23 protein-coding genes and 1 pseudogene are annotated in these 22057 nt (G+C 41.5%); 14 read left to right on the top strand and 10 right to left on the bottom strand.

The genetic code is table 11. The annotated features are described in order from the left end of the window. Positions 1 to 12: 12 nt before the first annotated feature. Both U5R06_06085 and U5R06_06080 read right to left on the bottom strand, forming a co-directional pair. Positions 13 to 240 (bottom strand): annotated as a pseudogene (locus U5R06_06085) (hypothetical protein). Further along, positions 188 to 1258: a hypothetical protein gene (locus U5R06_06080; protein ID MDZ7722391.1), complete on the bottom strand. Its 1071-nt coding sequence runs from the start codon at positions 1256 to 1258 to the stop codon at positions 188 to 190. Before U5R06_06080 ends, U5R06_06085 begins: the two are co-directional and overlap by 53 nt. A 564-nt stretch (positions 1259 to 1822) precedes the next feature. On the opposite strand from U5R06_06080, the gene U5R06_06075 reads away from it, so the two are divergent. Further along, positions 1823 to 2452, top strand: coding sequence for a hypothetical protein (locus tag U5R06_06075; protein ID MDZ7722390.1), 630 nt, complete (start codon positions 1823 to 1825; stop codon positions 2450 to 2452). Continuing rightward, the gene (locus U5R06_06070; protein MDZ7722389.1) at positions 2449 to 2973 is read left to right on the top strand and encodes a hypothetical protein; all 525 of its coding nucleotides are present in this window, start codon (positions 2449 to 2451) and stop codon (positions 2971 to 2973) included. The genes U5R06_06075 and U5R06_06070 overlap by 4 nt, the downstream gene beginning before the upstream one ends. Positions 2974 to 3254: 281 nt before the next feature. On the opposite strand, the gene U5R06_06065 is transcribed toward U5R06_06070, so the two are convergent. The 8 genes from U5R06_06065 to U5R06_06030 all read right to left on the bottom strand — a co-directional run bounded on the left by U5R06_06065 (position 3255) and on the right by U5R06_06030 (position 10560). Further along, entirely contained in the window at positions 3255 to 4193 is a 939-nt protein-coding gene (locus tag U5R06_06065; GenBank protein MDZ7722388.1) for a M48 family metallopeptidase, read from the bottom strand. A 22-nt stretch (positions 4194 to 4215) separates the two neighbouring features. Continuing rightward, positions 4216 to 5448: a tetratricopeptide repeat protein gene (locus tag U5R06_06060; protein ID MDZ7722387.1), complete on the bottom strand. Its 1233-nt coding sequence runs from the start codon at positions 5446 to 5448 to the stop codon at positions 4216 to 4218. 180 nt (positions 5449 to 5628) lie between these two features. Further along, positions 5629 to 6081: a beta galactosidase jelly roll domain-containing protein gene (locus U5R06_06055; GenBank protein ID MDZ7722386.1), complete on the bottom strand. Its 453-nt coding sequence runs from the start codon at positions 6079 to 6081 to the stop codon at positions 5629 to 5631. Next, positions 6068 to 6640, bottom strand: coding sequence for a beta galactosidase jelly roll domain-containing protein (locus U5R06_06050; GenBank protein ID MDZ7722385.1), 573 nt, complete (start codon positions 6638 to 6640; stop codon positions 6068 to 6070). The genes U5R06_06055 and U5R06_06050 overlap by 14 nt, the downstream gene beginning before the upstream one ends. A gap of 5 nt (positions 6641 to 6645) precedes the next feature. After that, positions 6646 to 6867: a hypothetical protein gene (locus U5R06_06045; GenBank protein ID MDZ7722384.1), complete on the bottom strand. Its 222-nt coding sequence runs from the start codon at positions 6865 to 6867 to the stop codon at positions 6646 to 6648. Beyond that, entirely contained in the window at positions 6837 to 8132 is a 1296-nt protein-coding gene (locus U5R06_06040) for a TolC family protein (protein ID MDZ7722383.1), read from the bottom strand. The genes U5R06_06045 and U5R06_06040 overlap by 31 nt, the downstream gene beginning before the upstream one ends. A gap of 118 nt (positions 8133 to 8250) precedes the next feature. Continuing rightward, a complete protein-coding gene (locus tag U5R06_06035) occupies positions 8251 to 8934 on the bottom strand; it encodes a response regulator transcription factor (GenBank protein ID MDZ7722382.1) in 684 nt (227 codons plus the stop codon). Positions 8935 to 8946: 12 nt separating this feature from the next. After that, positions 8947 to 10560, bottom strand: a complete 1614-nt coding sequence (locus tag U5R06_06030; GenBank protein ID MDZ7722381.1) for a HAMP domain-containing sensor histidine kinase — start codon at positions 10558 to 10560, stop codon at positions 8947 to 8949. A gap of 238 nt (positions 10561 to 10798) precedes the next feature. Here U5R06_06030 and U5R06_06025 point away from each other — a divergent pair, with 238 nt between their 5' ends. The 12 genes from U5R06_06025 (at position 10799) to U5R06_05970 (ending at position 22041) form a co-directional block, all read left to right on the top strand. Next, positions 10799 to 11599 (top strand): RnfABCDGE type electron transport complex subunit B, encoded by an 801-nt coding sequence (locus tag U5R06_06025; protein MDZ7722380.1) that lies wholly within the window; start codon positions 10799 to 10801, stop codon positions 11597 to 11599. A 15-nt stretch (positions 11600 to 11614) separates the two neighbouring features. Next, complete coding sequence (locus U5R06_06020) at positions 11615 to 11845, top strand: NifU family protein (protein MDZ7722379.1); 231 nt, start codon at positions 11615 to 11617, stop codon at positions 11843 to 11845. A 128-nt stretch (positions 11846 to 11973) separates the two neighbouring features. Next, entirely contained in the window at positions 11974 to 12324 is a 351-nt protein-coding gene (locus U5R06_06015) for a LapA family protein (protein ID MDZ7722378.1), read from the top strand. A gap of 6 nt (positions 12325 to 12330) precedes the next feature. Further along, complete coding sequence (locus U5R06_06010; protein ID MDZ7722377.1) at positions 12331 to 13473, top strand: tetratricopeptide repeat protein; 1143 nt, start codon at positions 12331 to 12333, stop codon at positions 13471 to 13473. Beyond that, entirely contained in the window at positions 13470 to 14261 is a 792-nt protein-coding gene (locus tag U5R06_06005; GenBank protein MDZ7722376.1) for a tetratricopeptide repeat protein, read from the top strand. The genes U5R06_06010 and U5R06_06005 overlap by 4 nt, the downstream gene beginning before the upstream one ends. A 53-nt stretch (positions 14262 to 14314) precedes the next feature. Continuing rightward, positions 14315 to 16285, top strand: coding sequence for a M1 family metallopeptidase (locus U5R06_06000; protein MDZ7722375.1), 1971 nt, complete (start codon positions 14315 to 14317; stop codon positions 16283 to 16285). Positions 16286 to 16336: 51 nt separating this feature from the next. Further along, on the top strand, positions 16337 to 17311 hold the full coding sequence (locus tag U5R06_05995) for a hypothetical protein (GenBank protein MDZ7722374.1): 975 nt from the start codon (positions 16337 to 16339) through the stop codon (positions 17309 to 17311). A gap of 31 nt (positions 17312 to 17342) precedes the next feature. After that, the gene (locus tag U5R06_05990) at positions 17343 to 17999 is read left to right on the top strand and encodes a hypothetical protein (GenBank protein ID MDZ7722373.1); all 657 of its coding nucleotides are present in this window, start codon (positions 17343 to 17345) and stop codon (positions 17997 to 17999) included. Between the two features lie 72 nt (positions 18000 to 18071). Continuing rightward, positions 18072 to 19160 (top strand): N-acetylmuramoyl-L-alanine amidase, encoded by a 1089-nt coding sequence (locus tag U5R06_05985; protein ID MDZ7722372.1) that lies wholly within the window; start codon positions 18072 to 18074, stop codon positions 19158 to 19160. Between the two features lie 222 nt (positions 19161 to 19382). Continuing rightward, entirely contained in the window at positions 19383 to 19640 is a 258-nt protein-coding gene (locus U5R06_05980) for a TM1266 family iron-only hydrogenase system putative regulator (GenBank protein MDZ7722371.1), read from the top strand. A 34-nt stretch (positions 19641 to 19674) separates the two neighbouring features. Next, positions 19675 to 20259: a carboxypeptidase-like regulatory domain-containing protein gene (locus U5R06_05975; GenBank protein ID MDZ7722370.1), complete on the top strand. Its 585-nt coding sequence runs from the start codon at positions 19675 to 19677 to the stop codon at positions 20257 to 20259. Positions 20260 to 20901: 642 nt separating this feature from the next. Next, on the top strand, positions 20902 to 22041 hold the full coding sequence (locus U5R06_05970) for a TonB-dependent receptor (GenBank protein MDZ7722369.1): 1140 nt from the start codon (positions 20902 to 20904) through the stop codon (positions 22039 to 22041). Positions 22042 to 22057 lie beyond the last annotated feature (16 nt).

The following is a 22057-nucleotide window of genomic DNA, read 5'->3' as shown; positions in this document are numbered from 1 at the left end:
TTCCTGCGCTGTGATTATAACATGAATCGCATGCCGAAAAGCGATTGCATCAAACTGTCCGTCATCATCAACAAATTTAAGCAAATTAAGAGACGCTAAATTGCAAGCTGAATTGTCAACAAACATATACTCGCTGCAGGGATTTGAAGCGTTAATGCGGGCAGAATTGGGACAGGTGTGCCAATCATTAATCGTGCTGTCGAATTGAATTCCCGGTACTTTCACAGATATGTGAAGCATCACATATTTCATTCATCAGGTCTCTTGCTCGATGCCGTTCCACTATTTCATTACCTGTGATAGACCGAGTACACCATTCCCGGTCTTCCTCAACTGAACGCATAAACTCATCCGTTACACGGACACTGTTGTTAGAATTTTGAAAAAACACAGAATTGTAAGCCTCACCGCCGAATGATCCATCATAACCGGCATCAATGAGCGCCCAGGCCTTTTTCTCTTCATTCACTTTGCAATTGATAAATTCGCGGATGTCAGGATGCCCAGCATTAAGGATGACCATTTTCGCAGCGCGTCTTGTCTTGCCGCCGGATTTAATAACACCGGCGAACGCATCATAACCACGCATAAATGAAACAGGACCGGAGGCTTTGCCCCCGCGAGAGGTGCTCTCTTTTGACGATCTCAATGATGAAAAGTTGGTGCCGGTACCCGATCCCCATTTAAACAGTAATCCCTCTGTCCGGGACAAATTGAGAATGGATTCCATTGTGTCATCCACAGCATTAATAAAACAAGCTGAACTCTGCGGCTTTTTTTCGCAGCCCAGATTGAACCAAACCGGACTGTTGAACGATGCTTTTTGGTTAACAAGAAGATGCGTCAACTCGGCTTCAAAAATATCCGCATTTTCCTGATCTGAGAAATAACCCGTGTTCTCACCCCACTTTTTTATGGTGATGACAATTCGGTTAATCATCTCCTTTACACTTGTTTCAGGTTCCTCCGAGCCTCTATTGGTGTGAAAGTATTTGGATGCCACGATATTCAATGCAGTCTGAGACCAATTCTTTGGCACTTGTACATCTTCACGAACAAATACAACTTTTCCTTTGTCATTGGTGATATTTGCCGTCCGTTGCTCCCACTCCAATTCGTCATAAGGATGGACCTGAGGTTGTGAAAAAAATCGGGAAATAGTAATTCCTGAATTCTTTTCAACCTGAGAGTCTGTTTCAGAATTTGATTCCGATTGTGTTGCATGACCAAAATCAAGTTCCGGAGTCTCGTTTTTCATACTCACCTCATAACTCGTAATTATTGAAATTATACGATGAACCCTCATCCCCACCTCATCGCTCCCGTTAAAAAAATATAGACAATTCATGGTCAATTGTCAAGTTAAATAACAATATATAGTATTTTTTCATTCCTCTGACGTCAACTTGTTGTAGTTTTAATAAAAAGAACAAGATATGGTGCTTTTTCTGAAATGTTTTGACTTTAATTAATGATATAGTTATATTGAATTCAAAAACCGATCCTTATGAGATTTTTATTTCTGATATTATTTGCTGCGATTCTGTTTACACTTTGTTGTGATTCCGGCAACACCGAAAGCAGCATGTCTACTTTGGTTCAGATAACGCCTGACACAAGGATCAGTGCTCAGGAGTTCCTCTTACGTATCATTTATTCCAAACGTCCCGCCTACTGCAGTAACAATCACAGAATTCATAAAAAAATTATTTTTAATTCTCTGCTGGCTGAAAAACTGTTCGCCCTGAAAGAAGGCAAAGATAATCTTTTAAGTGAATCCGAGCATTTCCAGCTCTTTTTGAAAGCGCATCAGGAAAATGCTATGAGATATTATCTATATCAGCAAGATCATAAAGACTCTTTATCTATGGCAATAGACAGCACGATGATAGACAGTATCTATGAAAATTATTCCTATCAATACAAGACCCGTATCTTAAAGAGTCCGGGTGGCCTGAGTGCCGATTCCGCCAGTCCATTTATTTCAATGACACCCAAGTCCGTTCCATTTGATTCGTTCTGCATTGACAGCATTTATTCAAAGACCGTGTCCTGGAGCTTGAATCATCAGGATAAACTGACAACCGAAATATTTAAAACGGAACGCAAGACGGGTGACCTGGTCGGTCCTGTTTTCATCGACTCTGTGTTCCATTATGTAAAAATAGTTGACAAACAGTATCTCCCCCCGCTGCATAATTCCGTATCCATGATAAAAGGACAAATAAAGTTGGATCTCTGTTATTGTTCTTTTGTAACCTATATCAATCAACGTACTGCTGCTGCGAACATAGAGTTTGTAAACGAGAATCTTACAAAAGTTGCTGATATCATATATGATAACCCAAAAACTCGAAACAATTCACCAGCGTTCTGGCGCGAGAAAACGATTATATTTCTGCATAATTACTATGATGTTCTCTATGAATCTCTAAAACTCTCCTCATCTTGAGATTTAAGAATAAGGAATGGAACATAGAAACTCTACTGTTAAAATCATCGACTTTTCCATTCTTTCTAAAGCCGGAGCACTTTTCAAGAGATCAGTGGCGTTCTGTTTTTGAGCGCAATCTCAGAGAACTTGTGGTTAAAGATGCTATGACGCAAAAAGCATATAATCGCCGTTTGCATCACGCTCCGCTAGTACAGCAATACAGAGCCATGTTCAAAGATGCGTATCTTGCAGAATTGCATCGTGAATATCTTTTAAGCCGTATTAAAAAGAAAGCAAAGCAAGATTATTTCAATGTCATCACACAATTCCTGAATCCATATGTCGAACAGCTTTTAAAGTCTGATGAGAAAAAGATCAGACTGAATGATAAAGCGTATAAACAGGTGGATCTGGTTAATGTCGATTTGAATCAGTTTACCGGTATACAATATCTTCCCCCGGAGGTTCCAGGCTTTCCCATGATTACCACATATAAATGGCTCGATTATATCGAGCTCTACTCTAATCTAGTTCCCTGATTGCATCGATTCGTTTAAGGACAGGCGGATGAGAATAATAAAGAAAAACATAAAACGGGTGCGGTTTTAGATTAGACAGATTGTGAACCGTTAGTTTCTTGAGCGCGTTGATCATGGAATGTTTGTCATTTCGGGTCTTTACAGCAAACCGGTCTGCCTCATACTCGTTCTTGCGCGAAAAGATATTCAATAAAAGCGATATAAATAGTTCAATAGGCGAATAAAGCATCCCAAAAAATAAAAGTCCCGCATAAACCGACATTTGTTGCATATAAAAAGCTTCAAATAATCCCTGATGCGATAAAAAAATGGACAAAAGATAAAAGACAAAACCCGTGTGGCAAAATGCTAATAATCGTGCTTTTTAATATATGCTTTTTCTTATAATGCCCGACTTCGTGGGCAAGTATAGATAAAATTTCTTCATCATTATGTTGCTCTACAAGGGTGTCGAAAAAGACAATGCGTTTATTCTTTCCAAACCCGGTAAAAAATGCATTTGATTTTCTCGACCGCCTGGACCCGTCCATCACAAAGACTCCAGAGATTGAATAATCGACAGAATCAAAAAATGATTTTATTTTATGATAGAGTTCATGCTTTTCCAAAGGTTCGAATTTGTTAAAAATAGGCATAATCCAACGGGGGGCAATATATTGAACAACAAGTGTAAAAACGGTAACCAGAGCCCAGCCGACAATCCATGCAAAAGTTCCCAGATATTGGAAAATCGCCAGAATACCTGTGAGCAGCGGAACACCGAGTATCAAACTGAGCAGCATTCCTTTAAGAATATCGAGAATAAACGTTTTCCAGGTTGTTTTGTTAAACCCATATTTTTCTTCAATCACAAATGTTGAATAAATGCTGAATGGCAGATCGATTATAAACTTGGCAGCCCCCAAAATCGCGACAAACAAGATCCCTGTCAGTATATCTGACAAGTTTAATTGCCGCAGCATACTATCCAGCCAATTAAAACCACCTGAAAACCAGAACACCAGCAGAATTAGCAAATCCATTGTCTCAATAATTTGACCAAAACGGCTCTTTTCTTTGGTGTACTCCTGAGAGGTTTGGTAGCGTTTCTGATCATAGTATCCCTGGAATTCCTCCGGCAGTTCGCGCTTTATGTGCCGGATGTTCAGCATATCCGCGGTACGAGATAAAATAAACTCAATTAAAAGAGCAGACAGGATAACAACAGCATAAATATTCATAAAATCCTCATGTTGTTGAACTTTAAAAAATCCTTTCTTTTATAACTTGTAAAAACTTGCGGGCTGCCTGATAATCCGGTTTAATTTCAAGAACTTTTTCGCAATCCGCTATAGCAGCGGGATAATTTTTTAGCTCGAAATTCAACTGCGAACGGCTAAAGTAGCCGTCAATATGCAAGGCATCGATGTCAATTGACCGATCCAAATCTTCCAGAGCCCGGTCATACTGTTTCAACATCCGGAAAGCCAATCCCCGGTTGCTGTGTGCTCTGGCATTGTCCCGATTTTTTTCAATGGCCATAGAAAAATCTTCTACCGCTTTGATATAATTTGACAATACGAAAAACACCATACCGCGATGGTTGTAGACAATGGAACAAATTTTGTCATTTGAGCAGGACTCGACAATCCGGGTATACAGGGAGAGCGCCCGGTCATATTCATGCTTGCTGTGCGCATCCAGTGCATTGAACAACAGGTTGTGAAGCTCGTCATGTAGACTGTTTTCATAATTGCGCAAATTCTGGACTTCTTCTGTGTCGGTCGAAATGTTTTCCATCATGGATAAATTTTGAATCGCATGAAGTTTTTCGTATAGTGAATTTCTGCGTTTATCGTCGAGCTTCTGCCGGGCGCGTTGATAATCACGTATTTCCTGAAAAATCATATCAGTCAGCGTCAATGAAGCGTTAATAGATGCAAGTTTTCGTTTTAAATAATCATTCAGAGGGGATTCATCTGATTTGTAAATGATTTCGTGTTCGGCTTCGGCCCATGCATCTTGAAGTTTTGTTCTCAATTGCAATTCAAAAACATTTTCTGTAAACGGGATCGGGCGTTTGATCAACCCATCCGGAAGTTCAATCAGCATATGAATGGATTGATATCCGAATTCGCCTGCTGAAAATTTAGAGCCTTTGTATTCATGTTCTTTTACAGTAAAAGAGTCATACAGACATTGCTGAATTTTATCCAAATCATTCAGAAAAATACAAACAACACGCAGTCCGATGATATCTGTAATTGTAGAGGAATTTCTGACATGATTGAATGAAAGCAAAAGCTTTTTATAAAAGCTATCAAAAGATTTGATACGACTCTTGACAGATCCTGTTATCTCATTTTCATCTAAAAGATGATTTATTTTTTGCAAAACCCTGTGCGATATACTCTTGTAATGATCAAATGATTCTTGATAGGCAGTATAAAGTTCGGTTCTGGATGGAAATTGCTTTTGATGATTGGTGTTGTTCATATGTTCCCGACTTTGGTTTCAAGGGCATCATTGAATATATGAAAAATATTGGAATAAAAAAGAAAAAAATCCCATACCCGGGCTGGATAGAGTGACCGTTCAAAACAGACAAAGGTTCGCCGTGCGAGACTTTGTGCTGATGTATAGATGAGAGAGAACGTAGCTTATCAAGTATGAATTCTATTTGTCTTGCTGATAATTTAAAAATTCTTTACGGGTTACGATTCCAATATGACCTGAATAAATACCACCATTTCCTCCGAGATCGTAGACCTTGACTGCAATCAGATTTTCTTTATTTTCGCGTATGAGATAAGGAGGTATGAAATACGCTCGCTTCGTATTGCAATAAGATTTGGTTTCTTTACCCTTTTCAGGAAAAACACCGGTAGAGCCGATACTGACTCCGTTTAAAAAAACCTGATCGATATCATCAATCTTTCCGACAACAAAAATAAGTTTCCGATTTTTTGTTCTTTTAATCTCAAAGGATTGACGATACCAGGCATATCCGTTATAATTGGGAAAACCCTGTTGCTCCCAATGCGAAGGAACTCCGACCCTGCGCCATCCGGTATCATCATAATCCGGCGAGGCCCATTCATTGTTATTACCGGGCTTAAATTTCCACATACCGCTTAAATCCCGCCAGCAAATTGAGTACATCATCACGCGAATAAATACCAATATCGCCATACACAATACCTCCCCTATGATGATAATCATATACCCGTACTGTAATGACGTTCTGTTTACCGTAATTGATGAAACCCGCTGGTACTTCATATAGTCGATTTTTATCATATGCCGTCTGATAATGTGGCGGAAAATCGCCGTTCCCTCCCAGGAGGTGACCGTTGAAATAGGTTCGGTCGACATCGTCTATCTGGCCAAGCTTTAAATAGATTAGTTTGTTTTGCAAATGCTTGGGAATCGTTATTTTGATCCGGTACCAGCCATAGCCGTCATAGCCGGGAAACCCTTCATTTTCCCATGGTGAGGGAACAGAGACTTTGGACCATCTCGAGTCGTCATAACCCGGTTTTGCATAATTTAAATCATCACCAATTTCAAACAGCCAGACACCTGAAAGATCGATCTCTTTATTGAGGTCCCGCGCTGTCCCGGTTGAAACCGCTATCAGATAAAGCAATATCAGAATGCGTATAAATTTACAATTTGAGCCATTCACTTTGATCAAGAGTCCGTATTGTATTTTTCCAGGAGTTTGATATTATTTTCATAATCATAATAAGTGCTGGTCATTAATTTAAAAAGCGAACGCCTGTATCCAAGATAAGCGTCCAGAAAATTCATTTCTGTATCTTTTTCGCGGGTGACGGCCTCCAGTACTTCCTGCAGGGCTATTTCGTCTTTATCATATTGGCTCAGTGTGCGTTCAGTGATCTCTTTTGCCATTTTACGGTTGCTGTGCATATTTGTGGCTCGGGGATTTGATATTCTTTCATATTTTGAACGGAATTCTCAATCTCTGAACGAATACTGTTTTGGATTTCTTCTTTATACAGGTCATATTTTTGAATCGATATTTTCTGTGCCTGAATCCTTGCCCGTCTTTGTCCCCAATCCCATATGGGCATATAAGCGCTCAAAGCTACTGAATAACTGTTTTCATAATCCTGCCGAATCAGTTCCTCATAACGGGGATTTTGCCGTTCCAGCCCAAAGGTCATTTCCAGATTTAAACGAAAAGAGTTCCAGCCTTTTACATTGATTAAATTAATTTCCTGTTCATTTTTACTAATGTCAATTAATCGCAATCTCGGTCTGAGCTTAAAGCCATTCTGTACAGCTTCTTCAGGATTGATCGCAATATTGGAAATCTCTACAGCAGTTTTGATCACTAAAGAATCACCGGACTCTAAACGCAACCGCTGTTTCAATCGCGTTTTTTCCATACGTAGATTGCTTTTATTTTGCGCCAGTTTCTCCTTGACGTTGTTTAGCTCCACACGAACTTTAATGCAATCCAGGGATTCTTCTCCGCTGGCAGACCGACAATCGGCAATGTCATAACATTTTTCAAGATTTATTATTTGCTGATTAAATATCATATTTTGAAAAGACAGACGATACAAATCATAAAAATCATCAGCTATATCATCGATCAAATCAACCTGATCATCGAGAAATTGTAGCTCTTTACGCTCAAGAGAAAGCTGCGCCTTTTCAATATCGTTTTTAAGTTCATTGGGTTGAAAAAAGGGCTGTTCATATTTGACAAATAAACGATTGTAATAATTAATATCGCGCACGTCAGACGTGATTTGATCGTAACGATATACTTTGTTGTTCAAAGAAAGATAACCGTTTGTGGGATATCCGAAAAATATAATCGGCTGTCGGATCGCCAGATTCGCCTGCCAGAGCTGTGTGTTGCGACGGACGATGATGTCTTTTTGAAGATTGGAATCCCATTCATAATCCGATAGCGCCTCAAATTCAGGTGCTTTCATATTCATGTATACTTTGGAACGCAATCCTGCACGTTCTGCCTGTAACCAAAGTCTGGATCGTTCAATTCCTAATTTCAGCTGTTTGATACGATAACTGCTACCCATAGCAATCTGTACAGCCCGATCCAATGTCAGATCTATAACCTCATCCGCCATTAACAGGGATGGCAACAGTATTAATGAAACTGTCAATATCAAACGAATCATTCACACTCCCAATCTTGCAAAGTTAAAACCAATTTACAATAACGTAAATTAAATAATTACAATTGTCATTCAGGTGTCAAATATTGTAAATTAATGTCACTCCCCTCCTGATCATTTTTTATTCTACATACTTGTAGCCTATCCCGTAAACCGTGATGATATGCTTGGGATGCATAGGATCATCTTCGATTTTTTTTCGCAGTTTTACAATATGGTTGTCAACTGTCCGTGAAGTGGGATATATTTCATAACCCCAGACTTTATCAAGCAATTCATCCCGGCTGACGGTTCTTCCGGTATTTTCTACGAAAAATTTCAGAATTTCAAATTCTTTAAAAGTCATTTCCACTTCATCGCCTTTTTCATTTTGAGCATTATAATGCTCAAAATCGACGAATAGTTTGCCAAACTGAAAGAAATGTTCTCGTTCCTTGGATTTTTGCGAACGACGCAATACTGCTTTTACTCTGGCCAGCAGTTCACGAATACTGAAAGGTTTGGTGATATAATCATCTGCACCCAATTCCAGACCCAACACACGATCCAACTCTTGCCCACGTGCGGTGAGCATAATAATGGGAATTTGCAATCCCTTGTTTCTCAATTCTTTGCACACATCCATACCGGACAGTTTTGGCAGCATAATATCCAGGATGATCAAATCCGGCTTTTGTTCAAGCGCCATCTTTAATCCCGCCTCTCCATCATAGGCAATGGACACTTTATAATCATCAAATTCAAAATTATCTTTCAAGCCCAACGCCATGTCTTGTTCGTCTTCAACAACGAGTATATGTGCCATATTTTGACCCTCTTACTGATTTTGATTCGTGGGAAAAACCAGCGAAAATGTACTGCCTTCACCGGGTTTACTTTTTAATTTAACTTCGCCCTGGTGTACCTGCATAATATGTTTGACCAGAGAAAGTCCCAAGCCGCTCCCTTTAGTATTATGTACGGTGCTGCTTCCGACTCTGTAAAATTTATCGAATATTTTATCCTGTTCCGATTCCGGAATGCCGATACCCTGATCACTGACGGATAAAACAACATCATTATCATGACTATTCAGGTTAATATCTATTTTCTGGCTGGAATCACTGTATTTGATGGCATTGTCTATTAGATTGACAAAAGCTTGTGTTACTGCCTCGGGATCCACTTTCAGCATAACCGGATGCTCTGTCATATGCACATCCAATTCAAAATTGTTTTTTTGCAGGTGATAATGGTAAATATGTAATGCTTTTTCAACCAAATCCTTCATATCAGTCCGCACCATTTGATACGTTTTTTTGTTGGATTCTATCTTGGAAAAATCAAGAATATTATTGATCAGCTTTGAAAGTCGATCGGTTTCCGCAAGTATTGTTCTATAATATTTTTTTAATTTATTCTCTCCCTCTATTCTTCCCATTTCAAGAGTTTCAGCATACATCCGTATCAAAGAAATGGGGGTTCTTAATTCATGAGAAACATTGGCGACAAAATTTGTTTTCATCCTTGCCAATTCCATTTCTTTATAGGTATTCCGCAGCAAATAAGCCATTCCGGCAATAAATAAAACATTGACGGCTACAAGCAAAAGTAAATTCGTCTGAATCTGCTTTTTGGATATTTCTCCGAGTGTGGTGCCGCTTAATTTGATTTTAATATCCAGATGCGGAAGAATCCAAAGTGTTTGACTCTTTTCAAAATTGGCGTCAGGCTTTTCCTCCGATGAAAGATAAAGAAACTGATCTTGCCGGGAATCGGAAACTGCAAATATAAATTCGCCTTCATTTAATGAGGAAAAACGTCTGGCTACAATTTCACGAACATATTTTTCATTATTAATGATAATACCGCTGAAAGCAGCCGAGTTGATAGGAAAAGATTCATCGACAATGGGAAAAAGCAGCAGACTTTGCGGGACATCAGACGATTGCATGGTATCTAATTGTACAGCAATGGGGCGCACATAGCCTTCTTTTGCCAGGCGAATCATTCGCTCCAGGACTTTCTGTTTATCAGTAATTATTTTATCTGCATTGACTCTAAACTGATTGTCTTTGATAGAGGTTTTTGAAACACTGCGGTTGTCCATGTAAGAATAATAAAGATCCGGAGTCACTCGCAAAAAAGCACCGGATACCACACTTTCCATTTCTACAAATTCGCCTAAAGCAGAGTTTATATTCTGCGGAGAGCGGTTATTGTATGCGGTGACAGAATGGCTGGAAATCTCCGAAAGCCAGGTACTGAATATATCCCAGCAATGTTGATTAATAGAAAATAAAATACTGTCAAGCTGCCGATCATATATAGACTGCACAAGCTTTTGATTTTTATCACTCTGCATAAACTGGAGCGCCGTGTAGGAAAAAATCGGCAAAAACAGAACCACAATGGTTACAATGAGAACTCTATGAATCGCTCTTTTTTTCATCAAATTGTATCAAAAATAAAAGTAAAAAACCAAAACTCCGAGTCAGGTCAACATATATCTTTAAATTAATAAAGATTTTTCCTAAAAACAAATCAATCAGAGAAAATTGATTCAGGAGAAATGGAACTCTTGCAAAAGTAAATCATAATATATATATTAGCATAAACAATAACAAAGAGAGATGATTCAATGAGCTTGATATTTATTTCCTCCATCATTGCACTCGGTGGATTTGGGATTGTTCTTCGGAACCGGACTGGCATTTGCGTCAAAAAAATTCGCTGTCGAAACGGACCCCAAGGTAGACGAGATTCTAAATGAACTGCCTGGCGCCAATTGCGGAGCTTGCGGCTATCCCGGATGCAATGCGTATGCTGAAGCCGCGGCCAAAGGTGAAGCCCCTGCCAATTTGTGTACTCCTGGTGGAGAAACTGTAGCACAATCTATTTCCAACATTTTGGGTATATCCAATGAACCCTCGGGTGATCCCAAAGTTGCGGTGGTTTGCTGCCAGGGTGATAATAACAATGCCGTCTCAAAATTTCACTATCAAGGTATCCATGATTGTCATGCTGCTGAACTCGTCGGAGGCGGACACAAGGCTTGTGAATACGGCTGCCTGGGACTTGGCTCCTGCGTCGAGTCCTGTCCCTTTGACGCGCTTTCCATGGGTGACAAGGGTTTACCGATTGTCGATGAAGAAAAGTGCACAGCCTGTGGAATCTGTGTAACCACATGTCCCCGCGGCATTATGCAGCTCATTCCCCGCCAGCAGAATGTTTACCTGGCTTGTGTGTCTCAGGACAAGGCCAAAGCTGTAAAGTCAGTATGCAAGGTTGGATGCTTTGCATGTAAAATATGCACAACCCCCAAAGTAACCACCTCGGAGGCGATAACAATGCAGGGCAATTTGCCCAAAATTCAGGATATCGATAGTGATGACCTGTACACGGCTGTGGAAAAATGCCCGGCCAATTGTTATGTTATTCGTGATCAATCATATGCGGAACAAGCAACACCGGAACAAACAGTACAATAATATAAAGGATTAATCATGTCAGAAATAACCTATGAAAAAGTAGATCAGATTTTAGATACAGTGCGGCCGGCGCTCATTGCTGATGGCGGTAATGTAGAACTTGTCGAAGTCGCGGGAAATAATGTGAAACTTCGGCTCCAGGGCGCCTGTGCCGGATGTCCCATGTCGCAAATGACTCTAAAAATGGGAATCGAACGCGAACTTAAAAAACAACTGCCTGAAATTGATCAGGTGATTTCAGTGTAATGACGAGAGGCGGTTTTACCGCCTCTTTTTTTGGGGATTTCACTCACCTCTCAACATTTTTGTTTGTATTTTAAATCGATTCTTTTACATTAGTAAAAGTTTTATTTATGATTATTGGCGGAGGAATTATGTGGATTATTCGCTGGTTGTTAATTATTGTGGCTGTGACTGTGCTTATCGGATTTGCCGTTCAAAACTCCGATGTTAAAGTGCCTGTTGTTTTCTATAAATGGGAAACAGTAAACGATTTGGCATTATGGCTGGTTTTATATATAGCGTTTGTAGCCGGAATGCTGTTTTCTTTTTTACTGGCCGTCATTCACATTATAAAGACGAAACTGGAACATAAAAAATGCAAACGACAGGTCGAAAAGCTTAAAAAAGAGCTCAAAGACATGAGAAACGTCTCTGTTGAGGAAGCCTGGGCGACTCCAAAGACCTCTTCTGAAAAATCACTTCCAGAATCTAAAGAGGATTAAACATTTATGCAGCAGAGTTATTATATCATTGCCGCTGCATCAGCCGTTGCATTATGTATTGTTTCCATTATTGTTTTGCGCAAACGGCTGAAACCGTCTTTTTCACCGAATGTCCTTTATATTCAGGGCCTCAACGAACTTGTATTGGGTGACCCGGACAAGGCTCTGAAGCTCTTGCGCAAACTGGTGTGCTCTCATACTGATTATTTGGACGCATATATTCACATTAGTAATATTTCACGACAAAAAGGTGATCACGAAAATGCCATCCGCATTTTAAGAGACCTGTTGGCCCGGCCTCAACTTGAACAATCGCAGGAAATTCTGATTATTCGGTCGCTTGCTTTCAATTATTGGGAATGTCAGCAGTACACCTGGACATTATATGCCTGTGACCGTCTTTTGGAAATTGATAAAAAAGATGAATGGGCGAAAACCAAAAAGATCGAATGCTTTGAAGCGTTGCATGATTGGGAAAATGCTTTTCTGCATCTGAAAAAAATAAACAATATACCCAAAGATAAAAAGCAGGACATTCTTTCTCTGTACAAGGTTGAACAGGGATTGGTCTTGATCAGCGGCAAATCTGAACATCATGCCCGTTTAACTTTTCGCCAAGCCATCAAGATCAAAACAGACTGTTTTCCCGCTTATCTGGAGCTGGTGAAAAGCTATATCAGAGAACGGCGCGCCAAAGATGCAGAAAAAGAATTACGGAAATTGATTCACAAAATCCCCCACATGGCCTCTGTGGCACTGGAAGAGCTGTCTCCCGGACTTTATGAACTGGGAGAATTTGAACAAGTTGAAGCGTTGTACCTCTATCTTTTAAAGTCTAAACAGGATTTTGTTGATGTATATCTCGGTCTTGCAAAAATTAAAGAAAAAAAGGGCGAATTGGAAAAAGCGGTTGAACTGAATCGAAAAGCGTATCAAAAATTAAGCAACGATAGTATCCTCCTGCAGATCATCCGACTCGAATCTAAGCTGGGTCGGCATGAATCTGTAAAATCCGAAATCAACAATGTCTCTGCGTACCAATATGAACATTCTTTTGCCTGCAGCCGGTGCGGCTATACGGCCGATTCTTATTTTTGGCATTGTCCAACCTGTCACAACTGGAACACAGCCCGACGAGGAAATTCATGAAAGCGTTCTCGATCATTGTTTTATTTCTCCCGGCCGTCTGCCTTTCTGAAATAACTCTGATGTCTGCAGATCGACTTTACAGTCAGGGAAACTTTTCTGCTCTGCAATCGTCTCTTGAGCAGTTGAGCGATTCCTATCCTGATCACCCTTCCGTCATCTTTTTCAAGTTGTTATTTACAAAAAACGCTGAACAGGTTAAAGACAGGTACTATCATTTCATCAAAGCCTGCTCTTCTTCAAAATATTGCGACGATGCCTTGGAAAAACTTGTTTGCCTGGAACGCTCACAAGGCAATCTGAACAAAGCGGAAAAATTGGCTCATACATTTCTGGACGAGTATCCGCGCTCTGAACTTGTGGACAGAATAGAATATGAACTCTGCTTCATCGATATCCTGCGCGGTCACAGACAAAAAGCCCGGCAGGCCCTGCAGCGTTTTTTAACCCGATATCCACAGTCAATGTTGGTTGATGAAGTTATATGGCAGCTTGAAAAACTTCAGGATTCAATAGATGAACGTTCTCTGCTTCAAGCCATAAGTCAGGAAAATAAACGCTACAGTATTCAAATCGGAGTGCTCAGCCGCTATTCCAATGCTTACCGGGTACAACAGAAATTGTTAAAAAAGTTTAAAGTTGTAGAGATTCGCGAGCAGGTTCTTGCCAACTCTAAACTGTATGCTATTTGGATCGGGAATTTCGAGTCCGGGACTAGAGCCGAACAGTATGCTCAAGCTTTTATAAAACCTCATTTAAACCAGTACAAGATCATCGAAATCAATGAATAAAGCTATGTATTTTCATTGATTGTCAGAAAAGTGTTCAAAACCGGAGTAATGGAATGAAACGATTAACTCTCTTGCTTATTTTACTTGTTTTGCCTGTTTGGGCTTTTGCTGGAAATGAATCCTGCGACAAGGTCGTCGACTATACAATTCAGGCGAGCCTGAATCCATCCGAACGAACTATCAGGGGGGATCAGCTGTTGACATGGAAAAACCCGACAGAAAATGCCGTCAGCACGCTCCAGTTTCATCTTTATCTGAACGCTTTTATGAATACCCAAAGTACATTCATGCAGGAGGTTATCCGATCGAAAAAATTTGCTTCCTTTCTGAAATATGCAAATCAGGATAGCTGGGGATACTGTAAAATCAATTCAATATCCGCAAACGGCGCTGACCTTATGCCCATCAATTACATCCATCCGGACGATGACAATAAGAAAGATCGCACCGTATTTGAAGTAAATCTTCCAGCTCCTGTTCGTGCCGGTGAAACAATCGATATAGAACTTTCCTTCACCGCCCGTCTCCCCCACAATATGCCGCGTAGCGGTTATATTGACAATTTGTTTTTTGCAGGACAATGGTATCCCAAGCTGGGCGTTCTGGAAGACAACGGATGGAACTGCCATCAGTTTCATTTAACCAGTGAATTTTATTCGAATTTTGGCGACTATCATGTAGAGCTGACAGTGCCGTCTAAATATAAAATCGGTGCAACAGGTGCTATAACCGATACAATAAAAACCGGCAACGACAGCGTCACTTACAAAATTGAACAAACCTGCGTACATGATTTTGCATGGACGGCCTGGCCGGATTATCGTATTGAAGAACGGCAGCTGCAATCCGAGGACCTGCCGCCGGTAAATATAAAGTTACTGTACCAACCAGCTCATGGTAAATTTGTAGATGATTATTTTGATGCTGCTGTCAGTGCTCTCAAGCACTTTGGACATTGGTATATTCCTTATCCTTATTCACAATTGACCATTGTTGATGTACCCGAAAAAAGCTGGTTTGGAGGAATGGAATATCCGACACTGATTACAGCCTCCACCCCGCTCATAAATCCGTCTCCGAGTCGGAAGCTGCATCGAACCGTTACACATGAGTGCTGTCATCAGTTCTTTTATGGTCTTCTGGCAAGTAATGAAGTCGAGCATCCCTGGATGGATGAAGGATTTAGCGTATATGCCACCACCCGCTGCCTTCAGGCCACTTTCGGTGACGCTTACTATACTAAAACCTATCTGGATCGTTACGGTTTTGGGATACCGCTGGTATTTCAAAATATACCTGTTGATTACAGGGCAACCCTGCAAAACAGTCAGCGACAGTTCGGCATGTCCGGGAAAATGTCAAACAAAGCCTGGGAGCATTATTCCTATGATGTATACCGCAATAATGCGTATAAAAAACCCGCTTTGATGCTGTGGACTCTGGAGAATATACTGGAAGAGGATTGGCCGAATATCATGAAATCATATACACAATCTTTTTCCTTTCAGCATCCGGAACCAAAGGATTTTCAGAATCTCTTGGCACAAAAGCAGCCCAATATGAGTTCGCTGGTCCAGACATTGCTTGAAACACCTGCTCAATGTGATTATGCGATTTCTGATCTTTACACGTCCTTACTGCCAGATGACCAGGGTATATTTCAGGACGGTGACAGTCTGGTCAGCCGCAAGATATCCCGCGACCAGGATTTATTTCTGAACAAGATATTTTTGCAGCGCAACGGTAATATTAAATTGCCGGTTGACATTGCTCTCACGTTCGAGAATGGTGAGACGAAATATCAATCCTGGGATGGCTCAGGGTATACCAGGCGTATTCAGTTTACATCAGAGTCCAGATTGATCAAGGCAGAGATTGATCCTGATCATAAAATATGGCTCGATGTATATCGTCACAATAATTTAAAATATGCGGAATCATCTCACCTGCCCGGTTTAAAGTGGACTTCAAAATGGCTCTTTTGGGTGCAAAGTCTGTTGGAAATGATGACATTTTATTCCTAAGATCGCCCATGCCCCGGCAACACTGAACAAACTATAAAACAGGAGTTGTAAATGAAGATTAGAACAGCCTTTAGACAGGGATTCCAGCAGGTTTTCACATATTATAAAATTATCGGTATTGTTTTCATTGTTAATATTTTTGCGGCCCTTCTCGTTACCCTTCCTTTTGCCACTCAACTTAATGAACAGATGGCGAAACAGTCTGATGTCGAACAACTTTTAGCATTTGACTATTCATGGTGGCAGGAATTAAACCTTAAAAATGACGGTATTCTGGAAACGCTGCGTCCCAGTATCAGCAGTGGTCTGGGTACCTTATTTGATAATGCAGAACTCGTATTGACAGGACAGTTTTCTCAAATCAGCTGGGCTGTCCTCAGTCTCGGTATTGTGTATCTGTTTGTCGCTGCATTTTTGAACGGCGGTATTCTTTCATTATATCTGGGTGAAAAACGCAAATTCACTGTCCAACGATTTTTTTCGTATTGCGGACAGTATATGAATCACATGTCTGCGATTGTTTTCACTGCATTACTGGTTTTTTTAGCTTATTACAAACTTTTGCTTCCCGGGTTATTTGCGCTTGTCGATTTTCTCACGCTTTCAAATCTGAACCAGACCGTTGTTTGGTTTGCCAATTTGGGCGGGTTTTTGATCCTGTTTCTCATCATGATCTTTTTGGATATTATATTTGATTATGCAAAGATCATTGTCATCCGGGAAAAAAAGGACTCGTCATGGCTGTCTATTTGGCTGGCGATCAAATTCACGTTCAAAAATTTCCGAACCGTAACCGGGTTATATCTGAGTGTGTTTATTGCCTCCGGCCTGGCGTTGCTTGTGCTCGCATGGATTATAACAATGGTACCGACCGTCACCGCGACGATGATCATTCTGGCTATCCTCCTTCAGCAGATTTTTATCCTGGTACAGATTATATTTAGACTGGGCTTTTACGGTACTGAGGTTTCTCTTTATCTGAATCAAGCGGTTTCAGCACAAAAAGTTAAAAAAATCAAAAGATAATCCGGTTATTCGCCGGAATGAATCGAAGATTATGCTGAGCTCGCCTCTGAAATATCTGATTTACAGCTTATTTTTTTGCATAGCGTCCGGTGCATTCTCCAATACAGATTCTCCGTACATTTCAGTTAGTTTTCCTGCTGAAAATGACACACTTTACCCGGGACCATCTGATTCTGTCTTTATAATCGGCACGGTCCAGCCCAAGGATGCCAAAGTCTCCATAAACGGAGCTCCGGTAGAGCCTATTGAAAACGGATCGTTTCTCGCTTTTGTTCCATTTGCCTATGATTCATTTGCGTTTGTTTGTCGGGCTGTTCTGCCACAGGATACAACCCGCATCGTCCGAAATGTGTTTATTCAGCAACCCTGGCAAGCCTATCCGGATGACTCTTTGTGGTTTGATTCAACTTTTACTCTTCCGGGCTCTGATTACAAAACCATTTCCGGCAAGTCCCTTTTGCTTCAATGCCGAGCCACACCGGGACAGCGCGTGTATGCTCAATTGACACCCCTTGATAAAAGAATTCAACTGTTCGAAGGTGTGCATCCTGAAACTGCTTATTGGGGCGAAATGGCTCTGGGGTCGGGTGCGGTAATCCCCAATACACCTCGTAATTTATATACCGCCAGCCTTACGCTTTCTGATTTTCTGTTTCATAAAGATTCCCTGGACATCAACTATGTTTGAATCTCGGCTACCGACACACTGCATTATGATCCAGACGTAACCCTTTTTCTTACTGATACGCTTCAGCCTGTCATGGCAAAAACCGCACATGACCTGGTCCTGCGAACCGGTTTCCGCAACAGCTATTATTTTTTTCTGCCCAAAGATGTCCGACTGCAAATTATTGGTGAATATCTTGGAACGTACAATGTCCGGTTAAGCCGGAATACCACTGCCTGGATCGACACGTCAGGCCTGATACCGCTTAATACTCATGCCCCCCTGCTCTCTGCTGTTATTAAAAATGTCAGAATAACCGAAGATAAAAAATACTGGAACATTAAAGTCTATACACATCTTCGTGTGCCGTTTCGAATTGAACAAAGCGTTAATCCTCAGGCGCTTGACATTTATTTTTATTACAGCACGGCAGATACAGACTGGATGCGTAATCTCTGCAATAAACCGCAAAGGGTACAACCCCAGTGGCAGCAAGTCAATGACGGGCTTTATCGTCTTCACATTCCCATTTCCGTGAACCAGCAATGGGGGTACAAAACTGAATACGATAAAGATGATAATTTTGTGATCCGGATCAAAAAACCGCCGCGCATCGCAAAATGGCCGTATTCTCCTCTCAAACATCTACACATTCTCCTTGATCCCGGTCACTGGCCCGACCACGGCGCTGTCGGTCCGAGTGGTGTGACTGAAAAAGAAATTAATCTGCGTCTCGCCCGTGAACTTGCAGAGCGTCTGCGTCAAAAAGGCGCAACCGTCTCACTGACACATAACGGAGAACCGGGTATCTCACTTCAGGACCGTATTCGCTACGCCAAAGAACTTGAGCCGGATATACTGCTCAGTCTGCATCATAACGCCTTGCCTGATGGTGTTAATCCTTTTATCAACCACGGAACCAGCACCTATTATTATCATCCGCAAAATTTTGCGCTCGCCCTCAAAATTCAGGAACAATTGCTCGATACGTTCCATTTACCTAATTACGGGCTGTTTTGGGACAATCTGGCCATGTGCCGGATAACCAATACGATCAGCGTCTTGATCGAACCGGCATTTATGATTTATCCTCAAGAAGAAAAACTTGTCAGATCGAAGGCGTATTATCGAGAATGCTCCAAAGCGCTCATACAATCCATCAGAGAATTTATTACTGATTAAAAGTCAGGTTAACATGTTTAACTATTGTCCCAAATGCGGTTATGCATTAGAATGGAAATTTATAGACAACAGGCAGCAACAGGTTTGCACAGACTGTCTTTATGTTTATATACTTTATTTTGAAAAGAGATTTTTTTCTTTGTTTATTTATAAAGTATTTATTATATTGTTTAAACACTCTGAAATGAAGGGATATATCCTAACATAAAGGAGATCAAAAACATGCAACATTCCCCTACCACGAGAATCGGCGTGGTAACGGTTATAATCCAGAACCGTACCGCTGCCGTCAAAACCATCAACAACATTCTTACCGATTATTCAGACGTCATAATCGGACGTCTGGGACTTCCACGCGATAACCTGTCTATTATTACCCTGATTGTCGAAGGCAATACAGACCAGATAGGTGCCATGACCGGAAAAATAGGTCAAATTGATCAGGTCAGCGTGAAAACTGCATTTGCAAAAACATCGTAAACATCTAACTTTTTAAAAATAAAGGATTGATCTCATGAGACTTTGGATCACAATCATTTTTATTGTGGGCCTGGCCTGTTCAGCGTTTGCAGCTGAAATAACAGGCCGTGTTCTTGAAGCTGATACAAATAAACCACTCACCGGCGCCAATGTTTCTGTTCAGGGAACGGATTGGGGAGCCAGCACCAATGCTTCAGGAAAATTTGTGCTTTCTAATTTGCCCGAGGGTACATATAAGGTCAAAATTGCTTATATGGGCTATGAAACTGAAACGAGAACCGTCAAGCTGAAGGATAACGATAAAAATCTGACAATTGCTTTGTCTCCGCGTGCTGTTCCGATGGGAGAAGTCAAAGTCACATCCACACGGCAAACGTTGAAACTCAAACAAGTTCCCATTCCCGTTTCCGTTGTGGAGCAGGACGCCATTCAGAAAACCATGCCCGTAACCAGCACCGAAGTGTTGCAACAGGAACCCGGATTGTCTTTGGGACACGATGGAGCCTGGGGTACTTTTCTCAGCATCCGGGGGTTGAGTAGAAATAATATTGTCGTCCTGATCGATGGGAATCGGGTGGATACAGCAGACAGATCTTGCCGCCAGTTTTTCCATGGTTGATGTCAATGATATTGAACGCATCGAAGTGATCAAAGGGGCGGGGTCTTCATTGTATGGGACCGGCGCGATTGGCGGCGTGGTGAACATCATAACCCGTGACGGATGGTATTCTGAATCCCTTTACGCAACCTCCACCCTGTCTACTCATTACAGTAGTGTCAATGACCGCCGGGATGCAAGCGTAACAGCCTATACAGGAGGAAAACGATGGTATTTCAAACTCTCAGGTACTCTGAGAGATGCGGAGGAAGTGGAAACGCCTCACGGTACTCTCGGCAACAGTCAGTTCAGGGATAATTCTCTTTCAGCCCGTGCGGGAATCAAATTAACGCAAAATCACGAGTTCAAATTTAACGCTCAGCGTTATCGTGCGTTCAATGTGGGCATCCCGGGCGCCAATAATCTGTTTCCCTCCAAAGCGGATGTCCGGTATCCGACAGAGGAACGTGATCTTTACAGCATTGAGTACATCGGCCGCAATATCATCGCGCCGCTTCCTCGCCTGTCCGTAAAGTATTTTAAACAGGATATCCTGAGAGATGTGGAAAATATTCCCCATATTATCAAATCAATGCCCACAACTCCGCCGAAAGAAATACACATGCAGGAAATACTTCCCAAAGCCACACATGCCACTCAGGGGTGCAACTGCAGACAGACTGGTCATTACCGGCCAATCAATATGTTATTCTCGGTATTGATACCTGGCAAAAGGAATTGGATAGCCGCCGAAAAAAGCATATGCGTATTGATGTTCTGGACCCGGACAACGGATCGGTGGTAAAAAGCATTGATCAGACATTGGCTGAACGTCCTCTGCCGCTTTCGACCTATTACAGCACCGGGGTGTATGCTCAGGATGAAGTCCCTCTGTTGCAGGATCGTATTAAACTCACCCTTGGAGGTCGCTGGGACTGGATCCGGGTGGAGAATGACAAAACCTTGAATCCCGTGTATATTGTTCAAAACGGCCAGCGGATTGATTCGCCCCCCACCCAGACCGTTCTCTGGAAGGAGAACACAGTAAATAATCATTCATGGAGTGGAAATTTAGGGCTGTTGTTTCACGCAACGCCGTCAACGGATTTCACCTTTACAGCAGCACGATCATTCCGTTCTCCATATATCTCGGAGCGATATCAGTATATTGATCTTGGAAACCTGGTCAAAGTCGGCAATCCGAATTTAAAACCTGAGAACGGCATGTTTACAGATGTTGGTATCCGGGTTTGGAAAGATAAAATATCTTTTTCAGCCAACGCGTTCTACAACCGCATTACCGATATGGTGATAGAAAAAGCCTCGACCTATGAAGGCAGAAACGCCTTGCTGAAAAGCAATGTCGGCAAAGCCGAATTGTACGGTGGTGAAGTCCGGACGGATTACCGTTTTTACAAGCAGTATTCGCTGCATCTCAGCACATCTTATGTTCACGGCCAGGATGTTTATGTTGATGAGCCGCTGCCATTGATCCCCCCTTTGAACGGCCGCATCAGTTTGAGCGGACCGGTTTCTCCGTTTTTAAATTTTAATATTGCGGCCACGCTGTACTCTGAGCAGGAACGAGTCGCCGCCTGGGAAGCATCGACACCGGCATATGCTTATGTTGATGTCTATGCATTCACCCGTTCTTTTCAGATTATGAATCTCCGATCGCAGCTGTTTTTCGGGGTTGAAAATGTACTGGACACCGCATATCGAAATCATCTCGCCAGCAATCGGGGCGAGATTTCAATTGAGCCGGGACGTAATTTTATGATAAGATGGGAATTGGGAATCTGAAGGACAATGGTGCCGG

The sequence above is a fragment of the candidate division KSB1 bacterium genome (genome assembly GCA_034521575.1).
Classification (GTDB): domain Bacteria; phylum Zhuqueibacterota; class Zhuqueibacteria; order Residuimicrobiales; family Krinioviventaceae; genus JAXHMJ01.
Note: the sequence above shows the minus strand (reverse complement) of the source record. Positions and strands in the feature narration are given on the sequence as shown.

What these genes read in the sequence shown, in the direction of transcription:
- U5R06_06000 (MDZ7722375.1), top strand. Translation starts at nt 14,315, where the DNA reads ATGAAACGATTAACTCTCTTGCTTATTTTACTTGTTTTGCCTGTTTGG.
- U5R06_06030 (MDZ7722381.1), bottom strand. Translation starts at nt 10,560, where the DNA reads ATGAAAAAAAGAGCGATTCATAGAGTTCTCATTGTAACCATTGTGGTT.
- U5R06_05975 (MDZ7722370.1), top strand. Translation starts at nt 19,675, where the DNA reads ATGAGACTTTGGATCACAATCATTTTTATTGTGGGCCTGGCCTGTTCA.
- U5R06_06035 (MDZ7722382.1), bottom strand. Translation starts at nt 8,934, where the DNA reads ATGGCACATATACTCGTTGTTGAAGACGAACAAGACATGGCGTTGGGC.
- U5R06_06080 (MDZ7722391.1), bottom strand. Translation starts at nt 1,258, where the DNA reads ATGAAAAACGAGACTCCGGAACTTGATTTTGGTCATGCAACACAATCG.
- U5R06_06015 (MDZ7722378.1), top strand. Translation starts at nt 11,974, where the DNA reads ATGTGGATTATTCGCTGGTTGTTAATTATTGTGGCTGTGACTGTGCTT.
- U5R06_06060 (MDZ7722387.1), bottom strand. Translation starts at nt 5,448, where the DNA reads ATGAACAACACCAATCATCAAAAGCAATTTCCATCCAGAACCGAACTT.
- U5R06_05980 (MDZ7722371.1), top strand. Translation starts at nt 19,383, where the DNA reads ATGCAACATTCCCCTACCACGAGAATCGGCGTGGTAACGGTTATAATC.
- U5R06_06005 (MDZ7722376.1), top strand. Translation starts at nt 13,470, where the DNA reads ATGAAAGCGTTCTCGATCATTGTTTTATTTCTCCCGGCCGTCTGCCTT.
- U5R06_06010 (MDZ7722377.1), top strand. Translation starts at nt 12,331, where the DNA reads ATGCAGCAGAGTTATTATATCATTGCCGCTGCATCAGCCGTTGCATTA.
- U5R06_06020 (MDZ7722379.1), top strand. Translation starts at nt 11,615, where the DNA reads ATGTCAGAAATAACCTATGAAAAAGTAGATCAGATTTTAGATACAGTG.
- U5R06_06055 (MDZ7722386.1), bottom strand. Translation starts at nt 6,081, where the DNA reads ATGTGGAAATTTAAGCCCGGTAATAACAATGAATGGGCCTCGCCGGAT.
- U5R06_05985 (MDZ7722372.1), top strand. Translation starts at nt 18,072, where the DNA reads ATGGCAAAAACCGCACATGACCTGGTCCTGCGAACCGGTTTCCGCAAC.
- U5R06_06075 (MDZ7722390.1), top strand. Translation starts at nt 1,823, where the DNA reads ATGAGATATTATCTATATCAGCAAGATCATAAAGACTCTTTATCTATG.
- U5R06_06065 (MDZ7722388.1), bottom strand. Translation starts at nt 4,193, where the DNA reads ATGAATATTTATGCTGTTGTTATCCTGTCTGCTCTTTTAATTGAGTTT.
- U5R06_06040 (MDZ7722383.1), bottom strand. Translation starts at nt 8,132, where the DNA reads ATGATTCGTTTGATATTGACAGTTTCATTAATACTGTTGCCATCCCTG.
- U5R06_05990 (MDZ7722373.1), top strand. Translation starts at nt 17,343, where the DNA reads ATGCTGAGCTCGCCTCTGAAATATCTGATTTACAGCTTATTTTTTTGC.
- U5R06_05995 (MDZ7722374.1), top strand. Translation starts at nt 16,337, where the DNA reads ATGAAGATTAGAACAGCCTTTAGACAGGGATTCCAGCAGGTTTTCACA.
- U5R06_06045 (MDZ7722384.1), bottom strand. Translation starts at nt 6,867, where the DNA reads ATGGCAAAAGAGATCACTGAACGCACACTGAGCCAATATGATAAAGAC.